Source organism: Caulobacter sp. BP25 (assembly GCF_002737755.1).
Taxonomy (GTDB): Bacteria; Pseudomonadota; Alphaproteobacteria; order Caulobacterales; family Caulobacteraceae; genus Caulobacter.
The window spans coordinates 60,742-76,462 of record NZ_PEGH01000010.1; the positions used below are offsets into that span (position 1 = coordinate 60,742).

Consider the following 15,721-nt stretch of genomic DNA (forward strand, 5'->3'; position numbering starts at 1 on the left):
ATCTTCAGGTCAAGCTGAACCCAAGCTGAACCACAGCGGGAGGTTTCTGACGGGGCCACAGCCAGGCTTGGACCGTCACCCAAGGGCCGCACCGGCAGAAAAAGGCGTTCGGAGACTTGCGCGCGGCGGAGCTGGCGGCTTTGACAGGCGCGCGGACTTGCCCAGAGGCCGGTTCGTGCTCAGTTATGCGCTCGCGACCGTCAGGTTCGCGGTCGAACGATTCCTTGAGGGGCGAAAACAGGCCCCTATCCAGCGAGATTTTTAGAACGTCATGCAGCCGGTCAAGACCCTCATCCTCGCCGCTGGTCAGGGCAAGCGCCTGTCGCCGCTGACCGACGACCGGCCCAAGTGCCTAGTCGAGCTGGCCGGTCGGTCGGTTCTGGAGTGGCAGTTGCGCCATCTGCACAAGGCTGGTGTTCCGGAGGTCGTGGTCGTCACAGGCTTCCGCAGCGACCTTGTCGAGGCCGAGATCGCGCGCCTGTCGCTGCCGGGCATGAGCGTCCGCACGCTCTACAACCCCTTCTACAGCGTGACCGACAACCTCGCGACCTGCTGGCTGGCGCGCGAAGAGATGAAGGGAGGCCCCTTCATGATCCTGAACGGCGACACCCTGTTCGAACCCGCAATCGCCGAGCGCCTGATCAGCGCGCCGGATGCGCCGATCACGGTGACGGTCGATCGCAAGGCCGGCGGCTACGACGCCGATGACATGAAGGTGCTGACCGAGGGGGACGCCCTGCGCGCCATCGGCAAGACGATCACCGAGTACGACGCCGAGTCGATCGGCTTCCTGCGCTTTGACGCCGAGGGCTCCGCCCTGTTTGTGAAGACGCTCGAGGCGATCATGCGCACGCCGGAAGGCCTGAAGCGCTGGTACCTTAGCGTGATCAACGAGATCGCCCAGAACCACGATGTGGTGCGCGTGCGCTCGATCGAAGGGCTGGACTGGGCCGAGATGGACTTCCCGGAAGATCTGGTCCGCAACCGCGAACTCACCGGGCAGTGGGCGGCCAAGGAAGCCGAGGCGGTCTAGGCCTCGCCCACCAGTTCTCGCACCAGATCCATGTCGGAGGGCTTGTCGACATCGACGGCGGCCAGGCCATCGTGCGCGCGGACAGCGGCGGCCTTGACGTCTGCCAGCTTGCCCAGCCGCGCTACCGCCTCGTCCAGCGTCAGTAGGCCCAGAGCGTAGCGGATCAGGAAGCTGGGACCCAGCATGGCGGCGATCTTCCAAGGCTGCTTGCGCAGGGCCTCGACCTTGCGCCAGACGGCTATGACGTTCAGCGCGTTCTCGTTTCGCAGCAGGAAGAGGTTGCAGCCCGAGTATCGGCCGTCGCGGAACTTCAGATAGGTCCGCTTGGTCTGTGGCGCGGCCGCCTGAACACGTTCTTCCGAGGCCAGCAGCACGGCGACGTCTGCGTCGGCCGGCGTGTCCGCTAGGAACTGCGCGATCCACTCCGGCTTGAGCAGGGCGTGGTCCACCGTCGTGACGACCAGCGGAAAGCCCAGCGTTGTCGCGCCATCGGCCACGCTCTGGCTGGGACCTGCGGCCGGCGGCAGAACCTTCACGTCGGCGCCAGCCAGGGCCGAGCGGATTGTCTCGTCATTGGCGGAAACGCCGATCGTCTCCGCGCCGGCGGCCTGGACGGCGCCGAGCACCCGCTCCAGCAAGGTGTGGCCCTGCAGCACGATCAGGCCCTTGTGGGCGACGCCGGCATAGGCGGCGGCCGGATCGACCTCGCCGCCGCGCGAGCCGGCCAGGATCAGCGCCTTGAAGGGGTGATTCACAGAGCCTTCTCGTAGATCCGGTAGGTTTTGTAGTGCGTGCCGCCGACGTTCTCGGCGATGTGGCACATGGCCTTGTTGTCCTCGAGCACCCACGAGATTTCATAGCGATTGTAGCCCAGGCTCATCGCCATATCCCGGCTGGCCTTCATCATCCAGAAGGGCAGCATGCGGCCGCGCTGGGTGGTCGAGAACTTGCGCTTAACGCCCATCAGCGGGATGCGCGCTGACTTCACGCCCTTGACCTTCAGCCGCCACAACAGCTTGGCCCAGCCAAACGGCAGCAGCTTGCCGTTCAGGTCGGCGATCGCCTCGTTGACGTTGGGCAGGAAGACCACAACGCCGGCGGCTTCGCCGTCGATCTCCGCGAACCAGATCAAGCGCTTGTCGATCACCTGCCGCAGGGCCTTGCCCAATTGGGCGGTCTCGGCCTCGGTGGTGGCGGTGAAGCCCCAGTTGTCCTTCCAGGCGTCGTTGAGGATGTTGGTCAGGGTCTGGACCTCCTCGTCGTAGCGCTTCATGTCCAGTTGGCGCAGAACCACGCCCGCCGGTAGGCCGCGCTTGACCCGCTTCTGGGCGATCTCGGGAATGTCGCCGGTTTCGTCGGCGCGATAAGCGAAGACGTCCTTGGCCTTTACGTAGTCCTGCTCCTCGACGCGCTTGCCGGCATAGGCCGGGTCGTGGCCCATTAGGATCATCGGCGGCGTGTCGAAGCCGTGGACCAGCAGGCCGACCTCTTCGTTGATCGACAGGTTGAACGGCCCGACGATGTGGGTGCGGCCCCGGGCGCGCAGCCAGTCCTCAGCCTCGCGGAACAGGACCTGGAAGACCGCCGGATCGTCCTCCGCAGCGATCATGCCGAAGTGGCCGTCTAGCCGGCCCGGGGTCGGTTGCGGCGTCAGGCGGTCGATCTGGGCGCTTATCCGCCCGACGTCGCGTCCGCCGCGCGTAGCCAGGAACAGTTGCACCTCGGCGTGGGCGAAGAACGGGTTGGTCTTCGGCGTCAGCGCCTCGGTCCGCTCCATAAAGAGCGGCGTGATCCAGTTAGGGTCCTTGGCGTTGAGCCGGGCGGGCAGGGCGATGAAGCGCTTTAGCTCTGCCGGCGTCCTGACCGGGATGACGTGCAGGTCGGCGTTCGTCGAGTCGAAAGGCATCACCCCTCCAGGGCCAAGAAGGTGCGCGCCGCCAGAGCGCCGAAGATGGCGGGAGCCGCCCAGACGGCGAGGAAGGGCGACAGGGCGCCAGACTCGCCAAGGGCGGTCAGCATGCCGTTCGCCACAAGGAAGAGCAGCCCAGCGCCAAGACCCGCCGTCAGCAGGACCGCGCCCTGGCCGCTGCGGAAGTTGGCCAAGGCCACGGGCGCGCTCAGCAGCAGCATGACCAGCGAGACAAACGGACTGGCGAAGGCCGCCTGGAAGTGGGTCGCGTAGAAGCTCTCCGGTCGGTCGGAGCCGCCGTTCTCCAGTGCGCGGCGGGCCGAGGCGGCGGTCGGGGCGCTATCGTCGCCGAACAGGCCCTGGACGTCCTGCGGCCGAAGGGCGGTCGGCCAATTAGTCGAGGTGGCGGTCGACGTCTGGGCAATATCGCCGGCGAAGCGGGTGGTCTTGGGGGTCTCCAGAGTCCAGGCGCCATGAGCGTAAAGCGCCTTTGGCGTCTCGACCTTCTCGATAAGGATGCCCTTGTCGTCGCGGCGGAAGATGGTGAGGTCGCTGATCTGACGGCCGTCAGCCGACGCATCGCCGCCGATGACCAGATCCCCGCCCGCCCGGAAGGTGCGGGGCGAAGGCGCCTTGCGCTCGGCGACGGGCGTCGTGTTCTTCCACCAGTCGGCCAGGGTCGGGTCGGCGCGCGGCGCCAGGACCTGGCCGCACAGGGCGTCCAGCAGCATGACCGCGATGACGGCGGGCATGGCCATGGCCACGATGCGATATCCAGAGATGCCGCTGGCGCGCATGGCGACGACCGCGCTCTCTCGCGCCAGCTGCGAGAAAGCGAACAGGCCTCCGGCCAGGACAGCGATCGGCGCGACCTGCTCGAACAGACGCGGCAGACGCAAGGCGGCGTAGTAGGCTACGCCCGCAAGACCTAGGCCCCGATCGAGGATGTCGGTGGTGACGTCCAGCAGGTCCAGCATCTGCAGGATCGACATCAAGATCAGCGCCGCGCCGAGGATGCGGGTGGCGACTGTCCGCAGGACGTAGAGCTGCAGCTTCATGCGGGTTGTCGCTTCGGCAGGGGCAGAGCGTGGACCACGCGCTTGACCAGATTGTTGATGCGGCGCACCAGGCGCGAGACCGGCGTGTCGCCGGGACGCGTGCGGCTGCCCAGGAACAGCCAGACAGCGAATCCCGAGAAAAGCGCGAAGGGAATCCAGATCGCCGGCGCGGCCGCGACTTTCTCGGCCTTGGCCAGGCTCTGGCCCAGCAAGAGAGTGTGCTGGAAAGCTAGCAGCAGCACGCCGGCCATGATCAGGCCCGGTGCGCGGTTGCCCCGTTTTGAGGCCAGCCCCAGGGGGAACGCCAGCAGGGGCAGGAACGGCAGGAACGCGGCTCGCGCCAGGCGGCCATAAAGTTCGCTCAGCAGCGTGGACTTCGGAACGATCGGATGTGGGGACTCAGCCTGCTTGGCCAGTTCGCCCAAGGTGAGTTCGCGCTCATCGCCGCCGCGGTCGCGCAGCAGGACGGCGGCGGTCGCCAGCGGGGTCTGGGTCGTCAGGGTGCTGAAGGCGAGGTTGCGATAGTCGCCAGCCGCGTCTCGAGCGATGCGGCGGCCATCTTTGAGGTCCATGGTCACCGTCTTGCCGCCGGCGTCCATCTTCAGATTGGCCGAGGCGGCGGTGATGATCTCTTCCTGACCCTTGGCGTCGAGGCGGCGGATAAAGACGCGGGTCAGGCTCTGACCGGCGATATCGGCGCTGTCGGCTGTCAGCAGCGAACCCTTGTCGTCGATGAATGCTCCGCCGGCGAGGCGTCCGTTCCAGCCGGCGTTGACCGCGGCGTGCATCACCGCCCGATAGGCGTAGCGGCTGTAGGGCTGCATGTAGCCGAAGACGATCAGGCTGAAGACGCTGAGGAACAGGCCGACGGCGAGGAACGGCGCGGCGATCCGCTCCAGCGACTGGCCACTGGCCAGCAGGGCGTCGACTTCGGAGCCGTCCGACAGTTTCACGATGACGATGAACAGCGCCACGAAGAAGGCCACCGGCAAAGCCAGGCCCAGATAGTGCGGCACCAGGTTGGCCGCCAGCTGCGCGACATAGCCAAACCGCGCGCTGCTTTGTGACAGGGCGTCCAGCAGGCGCAGGATACGCTCCAGCAGCAAGGCGACCACCGTAACGCCCAGGCAGCCCACCAAGGGCCAGAACAGCAGGCGCAACAGGTAGCGGTCGATCAGCCGCAAACCGCTGACGGAAGGGGTCTTGTCGCTCACGCCTGGACCCAGGCCTTGGCGAAGCGCGCGGCGAGCCGCTCCACCGCCTCGGAAGACAGCTCGACGGCCGATCCCAGGGCCGGCGCCGCAGGCCAACCCGCGTCAGGGAAGGTCTGGCCCTCGTGCTCGCGGACGCCAGCGTAGCGTGGCAGCACGTGGAAGTGGACGTCTTTGTCGACCATCATCAGCATGAGGTAATTGATCTTTTCATAGTCGACCTGCGCCTTCAGCAGACGCTCGATGCCGGCCACGGCGACCTGCAGATCGGCGAAGGCTGCGGGACTCACCTCGGAGAACGCCTGGACAGCTTCCTTGCACACCAGCACCAAAGACCCAAATGTCGGCTGCTTGGGTCGGAGAAGAATCAGCCAGTGATCGGTCTCCGCGATCTTCGAACCGGGATAGCCGAACGCCAGGGCGGTGGGATTGGTCATGAGAAAGCCGGGAACTTCAGGCTGCTGTCGCCTGGGCGTAACAATAGGGATGCGGCGTTTTAGATGAAAGCACGATCCGTTCTCATCGGCGCGATCTTCGCGACTTTGGCGGCCGGCTCGGTGCGCGCCGAGGGGCTCGGCGCGCCCCCGGCGGACCGCGATTGCGTTGGGCGCAAAGGCGACGTGCGTCTCGTGGTGCAGGTCGGAGCGTTGCGATCGAACGCCGGGGAGGTGTCGATCACCGTCTACCCCGCAGATCCGGAGCGATTTCTCGCGCCGCGCGGCAAGCTGTTGCGCCACCGGGTCAAGACCTCGGCGCCCATGACCCAGGCCTGTTTCAATCTGCCGGTCGCCGACGCCTACGCGGTGGCGGTCTATCACGACGCCAACGCTGATCGGAAGTTTGACCGCAACACCTTGGGCGTACCAACCGAGGGCTATGGCTTTTCAAACGATGCGCCGACCCGATACGCGACGCCCTCGTATGACGCGGCCCGCTTCATGGTGAAGCCTGGCGACAACACCATCCGGATCAAGATCCGCTATCCGCGCTGAGCGGCGGCGTCGGACAGGCTGAAGCGGCCCAGTTCGGCCAAGCCGTCGCGGCCGGCCTCTATCCCCCGCGCCACGATCCGGACGTCGAAGCCGCCGCCAGCGCGCGGTTCGATCTCGATCGTGTTCCAGCGGGCTGGGCCGTGCCGGTTCGGGCGCGCCGAAGCGGACGGGACGCCCAGAACCGGGATCGTCGCGCCGTTCGGGCCGCGCAGGGCGCCCAGCAGCGCTTCGTGGGCGTGGCCATGCAGGACGAGATTCACGCCGCGCCGCTCCAGCACCTCGCGCAGGCCATGGCGATCTTCCAGGGACTTGCGCTTGGAGACCGCGCCCTCCTGCGGTGGGTGGTGCAGCACGACCAGGCGGAAGAGGCCTTGGTAGACGGGGTCGGCTAGCGCCGCGTCCAGTTTTCGAAGCTGTTCCTCGCCCAGGCGGCCGGTCGCCAGATGGGGCGCGGTTGGCACGGCCGAGCAGAGGTTGAAGATCGCGACGGGGCCGCGCACCCGGACCTGGGGAAAGTGGCTCTCGCCCGTATCGCCCAGCCAAGGCGCCCAGATGGCGAAACGCTCGTGGCCGCCGACGCCGGCCAGGGCGTCGTGATTGCCCGGGCTAACGGTGAAGTCGGCTGGCGCCCCCAGGGATTCCAGCCACTTGCGCGCTGCTGAAATCTCCGTGGGCGAAGCGAAGTTGGTGAGATCGCCGCTGATCACCACATGATCAGGCGCGGCGGCCTTCAGGTCCGCCACCAGCGCCGCCAGCACTTCGGGCCGATGGACCTTGCGCTTCTTGCGCCAGGCGATGCGGCTCAGGAGGCGCTTGGTGAAGACGTCCTTCCAGCCAAAAGCGCCGGGCGGCGGCGGCAGGTGGGGGTCGGACAGGTGGGCGATGCGGTAAATGGACAAGATCTTTCGGGTCGTTCTGGTCGAAGCAGCCGAAGCTGCTTATCAATCGGCGCGGGATTCAAGGGGTATATCGGTTCTTGAGCGCTGAAATTCAAAACACGGCCGCTGAGAGTGGTCCGCGAGCTGTGACCGTCGGCGAGGCTGACGGCCGCATCTGGGGCATGAGCTCCCGCGAGCGCCTGTCGCGCATCTATCGGCGTCTGGGCCTGGTCGAGACGCCGGCTGTCGACCTTTCGCACGCGGTGATCGCGGTCGACGCCGGCTGGGTGTTCGACGAGTCGCTGATCAAGGCCCTGGCCGGCCGCGAGGGGGGGTGCTGGTCGACGAGACCGGACGCGCGGTGGCCGCGCACGCGCCTTCCGACCTGGCCTACGCCGTCTCTGAAGCGCTCGCCGCCGGGCAGGACCCGTCGGGCCTGGACGCCCGCCTGACGCGGCTCACGGCGCTGGAACTGGGCTCGGCCTACAACAGCGCGCTGCGCAAGCGCGAGCCGCCGGTGCTGGAGCGCTTGACGCCGGAGACGGTTCGCGCGGTCGAAAAGCGCCTGTTCCAGGGCTCCTACAAGGGCGTCACCGACTTCGTCACCAAGTACGTCTGGCCAGCGCCCGCGCGCGTCGTGACCCGCTGGTGCGCCCTGGCGAAGATGACGCCGAACCAGGTGACCTTCATCGGCTTTCTGATGGTGATGGCGGCCACCTGGCTGTTCTGGACAGGTCAGTTCGGCTGGGGCCTCGTTTGCGCCTGGATCATGACCTTCCTCGACACGGTCGATGGCAAGTTGGCCCGCGTGACCCTGACCTCGTCGAAGTGGGGCAACGTCTTTGACCACGGCATCGACCTTGTGCACCCGCCGTTCTGGTGGTGGGCCTGGTTCGTCGGCGTCTACGCGGTCGGCCAGTCGGTCCCCTATGCGACGCTCAGCCTGGCGATCGTGATCGGCGGCTATGTCGCCCAGCGGGTGGAGGAGGGGATCTTCCTGGCCCTGTTCAAGCTGGAGATGCATGCTTGGCGGCCGTTCGACAGCTTCTTCCGTCTGATCACGGCGCGTCGAAACCCGAACCTGATCCTGATGACAGCTTGCGCGTTGATAGGTCGCCCGGACGTCGGCTTCACCCTGGTGGCGATCTGGACCGCCGTGTGCCTCCTCGTGCACGCCGTCCAGATTCTGCAAGGCCTGGCCGCCCCCAAGGGCTCGATCCAATCTTGGCTGTCGAAATGAGTCGCATCGCGGTCATCCGCAATCCGAAAAGCCACGGCAATCGGATGAACCCGCCCGGGCCGACGCCCGACGGGGTGCGGCTGGCCGAGCCTTTCGGGCGCGACGCCCTGCGGACGGTTCTCGAGGACTTCGCCCGCGACGGTCTCGACCTGTTGGTCATCGACGGCGGCGACGGCACGGTGCGCGACGTCATCAGCCTGCTGCCACATACGTTCGGCGAGGACCCGCCGCTGCTTGCGGTGCTGCCCTCGGGAAAGACTAACGTGCTGGCGATCGACCTGGGCGCTCAACGCGACTGGCGGCTTGAGGAGGCGCTGAGCGCAGCCCGTCAGGCTGAGCCGCGGATCAAGTCGCGGCCGCCGCTTAGGATTAGTTGGGTCGACGGTCATCGCCCGTGCCTACAAGGCTTCTTCTTCGGGGTCGGCGCGCCCGTGAAGGCGACGAACCTCTCCCAGAAGGTCCACAAGGTCGGCTTCTTCCATAACCTGGCCGTCGCCGTGACCATTGTCACCGCAACCTTCGGCGCGCTGTTCGGCGGCACGCGCGATGAATGGCGCGAGGGCGTGCCGGCTAAGCTGACTCTGGACGGCGAGCGCCAGCCGGGAGATGAGCGGTTCGCCATAGTGGCGACGGCGCTCAAGCGCCTGCCGTTCGGTCTGAAGCCATTCGGCGCGCCGCGCGAGGGCCTCAAGATCCTGGACGTGGACGCGCCCCCTCGCAAGCTGCTCAGGGCTTTGCCCCTTGTCCTCAGCGGCAAGGCCGAGCCGAAGCTGGAGAGCTTGGGCTATCGCCGCCGCGATCCCCAGAGGGTCGGCCTGGCGGGCTGCGCGCCGTTCGTGCTGGACGGCGAGGTGTTCGAGGGCGGCGAGCTGATCATCGCCCTGGGGCCGGCCTTGAGGTTCCTGGTCGGATGAGCCGGTTGCGCGACCTGGTCGCGGCCGAGCTCGCCACGCCAACACCCGACCCGATCACTGCTTTCGCCGAGCATCTGGCGAGCGTCTTCCCCGGCGCGCGCGCGGTTTTGTTCTACGGCTCGATCCTGCGGACAGGCGATCTGTCGGGCGTGCTCGACTACTACGTCCTGACCGAACGGCCGCCGGCTGGCTGGCGGGGCTTCTTCACCCGTATCCTGTGGCCGGACGTCAGCTATCACGAGCTCAAGCACGGTGGAGAGGTGCTGCGCGCCAAGGTCGCCTCGATGACGCTGGCGCAGTTCCAGCGCGCTGTAAGCGGCGCAGGGGCGGACACCACCATATGGGCGCGTTTCGTGCAGCCCTGCGCCCTTGTCTGGGCGGCCGACGGTGTCGGTGGCGCCGTCGTGGACGCGGTTGCCGAGGCGGCCCGCACCGCCGCTCGCTTCGCTCAGGCGCTCGGGGCGGAGGGGGCGGGGCCGCGCGCGCTGTGGACGGCGCTGTTCCAAGAGACCTACAAGGCCGAGCTGCGGGTCGAGAAGGCTGGGCGGGAGGTCTCCATCCTGGCCTATGATCCCGAGCGCTACGACCATGTGATGACCGCCGTCCAGAGCGACCAGGGCGGTCCGCTGGAGCCAGCGGATCGCGCGCGCCTTCGCAAGGCCTGGGGACCCCGCAAGCTGCTCGGCAAGCCTCTGAACGTCGCGCGGCTGATGAAGGCGGCTTTCACCTTTCAGGGCGCTGCGCGTTACGCCGCCTGGAAGATCCAGCGTCACACCGGCGTCGAGATCGAAGTCACGCCCTGGCGCGAACGCCACCCGATCCTTTCCGCGCCTGGCGTGCTGCTGAAGGTCTGGAAAGGGCGGCGTAAGGCGCTCTGAGACCCAAAAACAAAAACGCCCGGGCCTGGACCCGGGCGTTCTCGTATCAACGATGAGAGCGCTATCAGGCTCGGGCGCGCTTAAGCGGCTCGATGACGCCCAGGGCCGCGCCGATTTCGGCGAAGGTCTTGAGGACAGCGTCGATCTGCTCGTCGGTGTGGGCGGCGCTGACGCTGGCGCGCAGCAGCGGACGGCTGTCCGGCGTGGCGGGCGGCAGGGCCAGGTTCAGGTACACGCCGCCTTGCAGCAGGGCGTTCCACATGGCGATGGCGCGTTCCTGGTCCGGCATGGTCGTGGCGACCACGGGGCTGGCCGTCGGGCCGGTATGGAAACCTAGCGTCGTCAGACCGTCGTACAGGCGCTTGGCGTTGTGGTTCAGGCGGTCGCGCAGTTGCGGCTGCTCGATCATGCGGCGCAGGGCCGTGATGGTCGAGGCCACGACGGCCGGCGGCAGGGAAGCGGTGAACATGTAGGGGCGGCAGACGACGCGCATGACGTCGAAGTCGTCCATGTTCGAGACGCAGAAGCCGCCGATGGCGCCCAGGCTCTTGGAGAAGGTGCCGACGATGAAGTCGACGTCCTCTTCCACGCCCGCGGCTTCGGCCAGGCCTCGGCCCGTGGCGCCGAGCACGCCCATCGAGTGCGCTTCGTCGACCAGCAGGTAGCCGCCCAGCTCGCGCTTCACGGCCGCGATTTCCTTCAGCGGCGCGACGTCGCCGATCATCGAATAGACGCCCTCGACCACGATCAGGCGCTCGCCGGGCGCGTCGCCCAGGCGGCGCAGGCGCTTGGCCAGGTCTTCGGGATCGTTGTGGCGGAAGCGGATGACCTCGGCCTGGCCCAGACGCGAGGCGTCGTAGATCGAGGCGTGGCTGTCGGCGTCCAGGATCAGGTGGTCGCCGCGACCGACCAGGGTCGACAGCACGCCCAGATTGGCCTGGTAGCCGGTCGTGAAGACCATGGCGTGCTTACGGCCGTAGAATTTGGCCAGTTCCTGCTCGAGCTCGACGTGAGCTTCGAAGCTTCCGTTGGCGATGCGGGAACCCGTGGTGCCCGTGCCGCGTTCTTGCACAGCTTTCACCGAAGCGGCGATGGCTTGCTCGTCGAACGTCAGGCCCAGGTAGTTGTTGGTGCCGAGCAGAATGGTCGGACGACCGTCAACGACGCCTTCAGTCGGCGAATGCACCGCGTCGAAGCGGACCTTGAACGGGTCAGCCCCGGCGTCTTGGATGGCCTTGTACGCATCGCGATAGGCCAGGTGCTTATCGAATAGCCCCATTAGTTAAGCCCTAGTCCGGAGATCGTTGATCAGTTTGGAAAGGTCGCCGGCGGTCTCGACAGAGGCCAGGCGATCCAGGGGGATGGAGATATCGAAGGTGTCTTCGAGCTCCATGATGATGTTCATGAGGGCCAGGGAGTCCACGGCGAGGTCACGGCCAATATGCGACTCTGCGCGAACCTCGACCGGTCGCCCCAGAACCTTGCTCGCCGCTACCCCGATCTCGCGCAGGCTGAGATCCGTCACAGTTTCCATTCTAGATCAAACCTCCGGGAGCCCCACCCGTGACACTACTGTAACGGCGAGTCTGTCAGATAGCCGCCTCATTTGCGCAAGGCGACGAAATTTTAGGGCAGCCAACCCTGTTTTCGATACCAATCGACGGTGTGAGCAAACCCGTCGAGAAGACCGAATACGCTGGGTACTCTCTCCGCCTTCGGAGCGCTAGATGGGGTCCAATCGGCGTGAAACAACTCCCGCGCCTTGCCTAAACCGAACACGGTGGGTGTTCGAGTCGCGAAAGACCAAGCATCCACAAGGGCTCCGGCGGCGAGGATACCCGCCCGGGGAAGCCTTACCAGGCTTGGGTTTCGACCCATGACGGTCGCGGCCGCGCGCATGATTTCCGCCCAGGTGTAACCGTCGCGCCGCACATCCGACAGCTCAACAAGGCCAGAGAGCGGGTCTTTGCAGTAGTTCGCAAGCTGCGCCGCCGCGTCATGGACATGGATCATGGCCACTCGCGCCGATGGCGACAGCACGGGCAGGATAGGGCTCGAAGCGGCCAGCTTGAAGACTTCCAGGGTCTCGGTGTCGCCGGGGCCATAGATCGCTGGCGGGCGGATGATCAGCGCATGGGGCGAGTCGGCGGACACGGCGTCTTCGCCGGCGCGCTTGCTGGCGGCGTAGTTCGACAGCGCCGGTTCGCGGGCGGCGTAGCTCGAAACGAGGATGAAGCGGGCTCCCGCCGCGCGGGCGGCGCGGGCGGCGGCCAGGGCGCCGTCGCGATTGACCGCGTTGAAGCCCTCCAGAGAGTTTGCCTTAATCAGGCCGGCCACGTGGACGACGACCTCCGCTCCCTGGCTGAGCCGGTCGAGGGCGCCAGGCGTTCTGAGATCACCCGCGATGATCTCGACCTCGAAGTCGCCCCACAACGGATGGATCGGATCGCGCCGGACCAGCACGCGTGGCGTCCAGCCGTCTTTCGCCAGGGCGCGGACCAAGTGTCGGCCCAAGAAGCCCGTGGCCCCGGTGACGGCGACGACGCGTGGCATCAGTCGCCGTAGGTCCCGGCCAGATAGGCGGCGCGGGCCTTGGAGCGGCTTAGCTTGCCCGACGAGGTCTGGGGCAGGGCGTGGGCGCCGACCAGCTTGACCTTGGCGTCGACGCCGTGGCGCGTGCGCAGCAGGGTGGCCACTCGCTCGACAAGGGCGGCGCGGCTGTCTGCGTCGCCGCCGCGAGCCTGCACCAGCACCACGATCTGGTCTTCAGGCTCGGCGGGAACGGCGAAGGCGCAGACGTCGCCGCTGCGCAGGCCGTCGATCTCGTGATCGGCCGTCCATTCCAGGTCCTGCGGCCAGATGTTGCGGCCGTTCAGGATAATCAGGTCCTTGGCGCGGCCGGTGATGACGATCTCGCCTTCGATCTTGAAGCCGATGTCACCGGTGTCGAGCCAGCCTTCGGCCGACAGCACGCGGGTGGTCTCGTCCGGATTGGCGAAGTAGCCGCTCATTACCGAGGGGCCCTTGGCGAAGATGTGGCCGACGCCGCGTTCGGGCAGGACCTGGCCGTCCTCGCCGCGCACTTCCAGGAAGTGATCGGGCAGGGCGGGGCCGCAACGGGCGAAGTCGCGGGCGCGTTCGGAGCCCTCCGGCGCGTCGACGGCCAGGGCGTCGCGCTCTAGGCGCTCGACGTCTAGGGTTTCGGCGCGCAGGCCCTTGCCCAGCGGGGCCATCGACAGGGCCAAGGTGGCCTCCGCCATGCCGTAGCTGGCCACGAACGCCTTGTCGGAGAAGCCGGCGGGACCGAACGCCTCGACGAAGGCCTTCAGCGGCGGCATGCGGATCATGTCGCCGCCCAGGCCGGCGCTGCGCCAGTGCGACAGGTCGTAGGCGTCCAGCGGCTGGCCCTGCACGCGGCGGGCGCACAGTTCGTAGCCGAAGGTCGGGCTGTAGGCGATGGTGGCCTTGTTGCGACCGATCAGGTCGATCCACAGCAGGGGGCGGCGGACGAAGGCGCCCGTGGGCAGCAGATCGACCGACATCTGGCAGCTCAGCGGGCTCAGCAGGAAGCCGATCAGGCCCATGTCGTGATAGAGCGGCAGCCATGAGATGGCGCGGTCCGCCGCTTTAACCTGCAGCCCGTCGCGGGTGATGGCCACGCAGTTGGCCATCAGGGCCTTGTGCAAAACGAGGACGCCGGTCGGGGTTCGAGTGCTGCCCGACGAGAATTGCAGATAGCAGGGATCTTCCGGCGTGATGGTCGGCAGGGCCGCGCCGCCGTCTTCCGGCAGGTCGGCCAGGACGCCGGCGAAATCCAGGTCCGCGCGTTGGCCGATGTCGGTGACGAAGTCCTTCAAGCCCACGGGACCGATCAGGATCTTGGCCTTGGCCGAGCGGGCCAGGTTGCTGATCTGCTCGATATAGGCCTCGCGGCCACCCAGCGGGGTCGGCAGCGCCATGGGCGCGGGCAGCAGGCCGGCGTACTGGCAGGCGAAGAAGGCGCGCACGAAGTCGCCGTCGGTCTCGGCCAGCAAGGCGACGCTGTCGCCGACCTTGGCGCCGGTCGCCAGCAGGCGCCGCGCCAGGACCAAGGCCTCGTCCCGCAGCTTGGCGTAGGGCAGGGCTTCGACCAACTCGCCGCGCAGCGAATAGAGGTTGATCCCCGTCTCGCCGGTCGCGGCGAAATCGAGGGCCTGGGTCAGGGTCGGGAAGTCGGCGAACCGAACGGTGCGGTCAGACGCCGTGGGCGTGATCATACTTGGGGCCTTCATCGTCTTTCGTCGTGCGTGCGGAGTCGTCCTCCGCCGCGAGTCGGGCGAGCCTACGGCGCGCCATCAAATACATGCCGATGGCCATCGCCAAGGCGGATGCGACCAAGGCCGCGCCCGCGCCGGTCAGGCCGAAGCGCTGGATAAGCGGAACAAGGGCGGCGAAATAGCAGATCACGACCACAAGCCGAACCATTAACGCGGCGCCGGCGGCGCGCATCGAAACCAGCATGGGCTCCAGGGGCAGGGTCATGACCCCAATGGCGGCGGCGGCCACCTGCCAGTTCATGACCCCGGCGGCCGGGCCGAAGGCGGGGCCCATGACGGTCTCCAGGATCCAGCGGCCCGCCAGCAAGCTGACCAACAACAGGACGCCAGCAGCCGCGCCGCCGATCAGAGCGATCTGGATCGCCAGCTTGGTCATGGCTTGCTGGCCGCCGGATGCGCGCATCTTGGCCAGTTCCGGATACAGCGCCGGCACCATCAGCCGCGCGGGCTTGGCCATGCCGTCGGCGACCTGCTTGCCGATGCGCCAGAACGCCGCTTGTGCGGGACCCAAGAGAGCGCCGACCGCCATGGTCAGCACATGGGTGAAGCCGACATCCAGGGTGCTCGAGAAGTTCGTAGCCAGGGCGAAGCGCCAGACGCCGGGAAGGTCGCGGCTGGTCGGTCCCAGAAGGGTGAAGCCCTTCAGCAGGCCCCGGCGGTTCAGATCCCAGATGGCGATCGAGGCGACGTAAAAGAACGAGGCGAAGGTTCCGGCCGCCCAGGCCAGCAGAAAGTACTGGATCGGCGCCTGGGTCACCGCGCAGATCGCGCAGCCTACCATCCGCACGAAAGAACTGATCGCCTGCTCGGCGGCCAGGAACCGGAAGCGGTCGAACAGCCGCAGCAGTCCCACGCCCGTGGCCGAGGTCATCACCGCGATCGAGAGCGCGTAGAGCGCGCCGTAGCCGCTCATGCCCTCGGGCCAGCTCAGCTCCTGCCAGAAGAACCAGGCGCCGGCGACGCCCAGGCTTATGCCCAGCACCGCGCTGATGCCGTCCAGCAGCAACGACAGGCGCAGCACTTGCTGGAACTTCACGCGCTCGCCGGCCATCAGCGGACCTGTCCCGTAGGTCAGGACGGTCTGCCAGGACTGAAAGTGCGCCACCTCGCCCAGGAACTGCGCGAAGGCGTTGATCAGCACCAGAACGCCCATCGCTTCCTTGCCGAGGCTGCGAGCAGTCAGGGCGATATAGGCCAGGCCCACGACGGCGTTGACGACCCTGCCGCTAAGCAACTGCCCCGCATTGGCCAGGACGCGCTTGATCGGAGAGACCTCCTGGTCCGGCTCGATG

At 67.2% G+C, this 15,721-nt stretch carries 15 protein-coding genes and 1 pseudogene; 5 read left to right on the forward strand and 11 right to left on the reverse strand.

Going from position 1 to position 15,721, the window contains the following annotated elements; translation table 11 throughout:
• Positions 1-271 precede the first annotated feature (271 nt).
• The gene (locus tag CSW59_RS07345) at positions 272-1,033 is read left to right on the forward strand and encodes an NTP transferase domain-containing protein (protein WP_099443427.1); all 762 of its coding nucleotides are present in this window, start codon (positions 272-274) and stop codon (positions 1,031-1,033) included.
• Here the strand turns inward: CSW59_RS07345 and CSW59_RS07350 are convergent.
• From CSW59_RS07350 to CSW59_RS07370, 5 genes are read right to left on the reverse strand one after another with little or no spacing between them, the layout of a single operon-like run.
• Positions 1,030-1,881, reverse strand: a complete 852-nt coding sequence (locus CSW59_RS07350; protein ID WP_201722737.1) for a nucleotidyltransferase family protein — start codon at positions 1,879-1,881, stop codon at positions 1,030-1,032. The two genes, CSW59_RS07345 and CSW59_RS07350, sit on opposite strands and share 4 nt — an antisense overlap.
• Positions 1,785-2,939, reverse strand: coding sequence for a ceramide synthase (gene bcerS, locus CSW59_RS07355; RefSeq protein ID WP_099443429.1), 1,155 nt, complete (start codon positions 2,937-2,939; stop codon positions 1,785-1,787). The genes CSW59_RS07350 and bcerS overlap by 97 nt, the downstream gene beginning before the upstream one ends.
• Entirely contained in the window at positions 2,939-4,000 is a 1,062-nt protein-coding gene (locus CSW59_RS07360; RefSeq protein WP_099443430.1) for an LptF/LptG family permease, read from the reverse strand. Before CSW59_RS07360 ends, bcerS begins: the two co-directional genes overlap by 1 nt.
• Positions 3,997-5,214 (reverse strand): LptF/LptG family permease, encoded by a 1,218-nt coding sequence (locus CSW59_RS07365; RefSeq protein ID WP_099443431.1) that lies wholly within the window; start codon positions 5,212-5,214, stop codon positions 3,997-3,999. The genes CSW59_RS07360 and CSW59_RS07365 overlap by 4 nt, the downstream gene beginning before the upstream one ends.
• The gene (locus CSW59_RS07370; RefSeq protein ID WP_099443432.1) at positions 5,211-5,648 is read right to left on the reverse strand and encodes an HIT family protein; all 438 of its coding nucleotides are present in this window, start codon (positions 5,646-5,648) and stop codon (positions 5,211-5,213) included. Before CSW59_RS07370 ends, CSW59_RS07365 begins: the two co-directional genes overlap by 4 nt.
• A 63-nt stretch (positions 5,649-5,711) precedes the next feature.
• Between CSW59_RS07370 and CSW59_RS07375 the strand changes: the two genes are divergently transcribed.
• Positions 5,712-6,203, forward strand: coding sequence for a DUF2141 domain-containing protein (locus CSW59_RS07375; protein WP_099443433.1), 492 nt, complete (start codon positions 5,712-5,714; stop codon positions 6,201-6,203).
• Here CSW59_RS07375 and CSW59_RS07380 read toward each other — a convergent pair.
• Positions 6,191-7,102: a metallophosphoesterase gene (locus CSW59_RS07380; protein ID WP_099443434.1), complete on the reverse strand. Its 912-nt coding sequence runs from the start codon at positions 7,100-7,102 to the stop codon at positions 6,191-6,193. The two genes, CSW59_RS07375 and CSW59_RS07380, sit on opposite strands and share 13 nt — an antisense overlap.
• Positions 7,103-7,263: 161 nt before the next feature.
• On the opposite strand from CSW59_RS07380, the pseudogene CSW59_RS07385 reads away from it, so the two are divergent.
• From CSW59_RS07385 to CSW59_RS07395, 3 genes and pseudogenes are all read left to right on the forward strand, one after another.
• A pseudogene (locus tag CSW59_RS07385) lies at positions 7,264-8,321 on the forward strand (CDP-alcohol phosphatidyltransferase family protein).
• Entirely contained in the window at positions 8,318-9,235 is a 918-nt protein-coding gene (locus CSW59_RS07390; RefSeq protein WP_369825751.1) for a diacylglycerol kinase family protein, read from the forward strand. Before CSW59_RS07385 ends, CSW59_RS07390 begins: the two are co-directional and overlap by 4 nt.
• Positions 9,232-10,113, forward strand: coding sequence for a hypothetical protein (locus tag CSW59_RS07395; RefSeq protein WP_099443436.1), 882 nt, complete (start codon positions 9,232-9,234; stop codon positions 10,111-10,113). Before CSW59_RS07390 ends, CSW59_RS07395 begins: the two co-directional genes overlap by 4 nt.
• Before the next feature lie 64 nt (positions 10,114-10,177).
• Here the strand turns inward: CSW59_RS07395 and spt are convergent, their stop codons facing one another.
• The 5 genes from spt to CSW59_RS07420 all read right to left on the reverse strand — a co-directional run bounded on the left by spt (position 10,178) and on the right by CSW59_RS07420 (position 15,720).
• Positions 10,178-11,392, reverse strand: a complete 1,215-nt coding sequence (gene spt / locus CSW59_RS07400) for a serine palmitoyltransferase (protein WP_099443437.1) — start codon at positions 11,390-11,392, stop codon at positions 10,178-10,180.
• A 3-nt stretch (positions 11,393-11,395) separates the two neighbouring features.
• On the reverse strand, positions 11,396-11,647 hold the full coding sequence (locus CSW59_RS07405) for an acyl carrier protein (protein WP_013079816.1): 252 nt from the start codon (positions 11,645-11,647) through the stop codon (positions 11,396-11,398).
• 92 nt (positions 11,648-11,739) lie between these two features.
• On the reverse strand, positions 11,740-12,666 hold the full coding sequence (gene cerR / locus CSW59_RS07410; RefSeq protein ID WP_099443438.1) for a ceramide reductase: 927 nt from the start codon (positions 12,664-12,666) through the stop codon (positions 11,740-11,742).
• On the reverse strand, positions 12,666-14,384 hold the full coding sequence (locus CSW59_RS07415; protein ID WP_201722738.1) for a fatty acyl-AMP ligase: 1,719 nt from the start codon (positions 14,382-14,384) through the stop codon (positions 12,666-12,668). The genes cerR and CSW59_RS07415 overlap by 1 nt, the downstream gene beginning before the upstream one ends.
• A complete protein-coding gene (locus CSW59_RS07420; protein WP_099443534.1) occupies positions 14,347-15,720 on the reverse strand; it encodes a lipopolysaccharide biosynthesis protein in 1,374 nt (457 codons plus the stop codon). The genes CSW59_RS07415 and CSW59_RS07420 overlap by 38 nt, the downstream gene beginning before the upstream one ends.
• Position 15,721 lies beyond the last annotated feature (1 nt).

Bases quoted from the DNA above. Each gene is read 5' to 3' on its own strand.
- CSW59_RS07345 (WP_099443427.1), top strand. From the start codon at position 272: ATGCAGCCGGTCAAGACCCTCATCCTCGCCGCTGGTCAGGGCAAGCGC.
- bcerS (WP_099443429.1), bottom strand. From the start codon at position 2,939: ATGCCTTTCGACTCGACGAACGCCGACCTGCACGTCATCCCGGTCAGG.
- CSW59_RS07360 (WP_099443430.1), bottom strand. From the start codon at position 4,000: ATGAAGCTGCAGCTCTACGTCCTGCGGACAGTCGCCACCCGCATCCTC.
- CSW59_RS07370 (WP_099443432.1), bottom strand. From the start codon at position 5,648: ATGACCAATCCCACCGCCCTGGCGTTCGGCTATCCCGGTTCGAAGATC.
- CSW59_RS07375 (WP_099443433.1), top strand. From the start codon at position 5,712: ATGAAAGCACGATCCGTTCTCATCGGCGCGATCTTCGCGACTTTGGCG.
- CSW59_RS07390 (WP_369825751.1), top strand. From the start codon at position 8,318: ATGAGTCGCATCGCGGTCATCCGCAATCCGAAAAGCCACGGCAATCGG.
- CSW59_RS07395 (WP_099443436.1), top strand. From the start codon at position 9,232: ATGAGCCGGTTGCGCGACCTGGTCGCGGCCGAGCTCGCCACGCCAACA.
- spt (WP_099443437.1), bottom strand. From the start codon at position 11,392: ATGGGGCTATTCGATAAGCACCTGGCCTATCGCGATGCGTACAAGGCC.
- CSW59_RS07405 (WP_013079816.1), bottom strand. From the start codon at position 11,647: ATGGAAACTGTGACGGATCTCAGCCTGCGCGAGATCGGGGTAGCGGCG.
- cerR (WP_099443438.1), bottom strand. From the start codon at position 12,666: ATGCCACGCGTCGTCGCCGTCACCGGGGCCACGGGCTTCTTGGGCCGA.
- CSW59_RS07415 (WP_201722738.1), bottom strand. From the start codon at position 14,384: ATGAAGGCCCCAAGTATGATCACGCCCACGGCGTCTGACCGCACCGTT.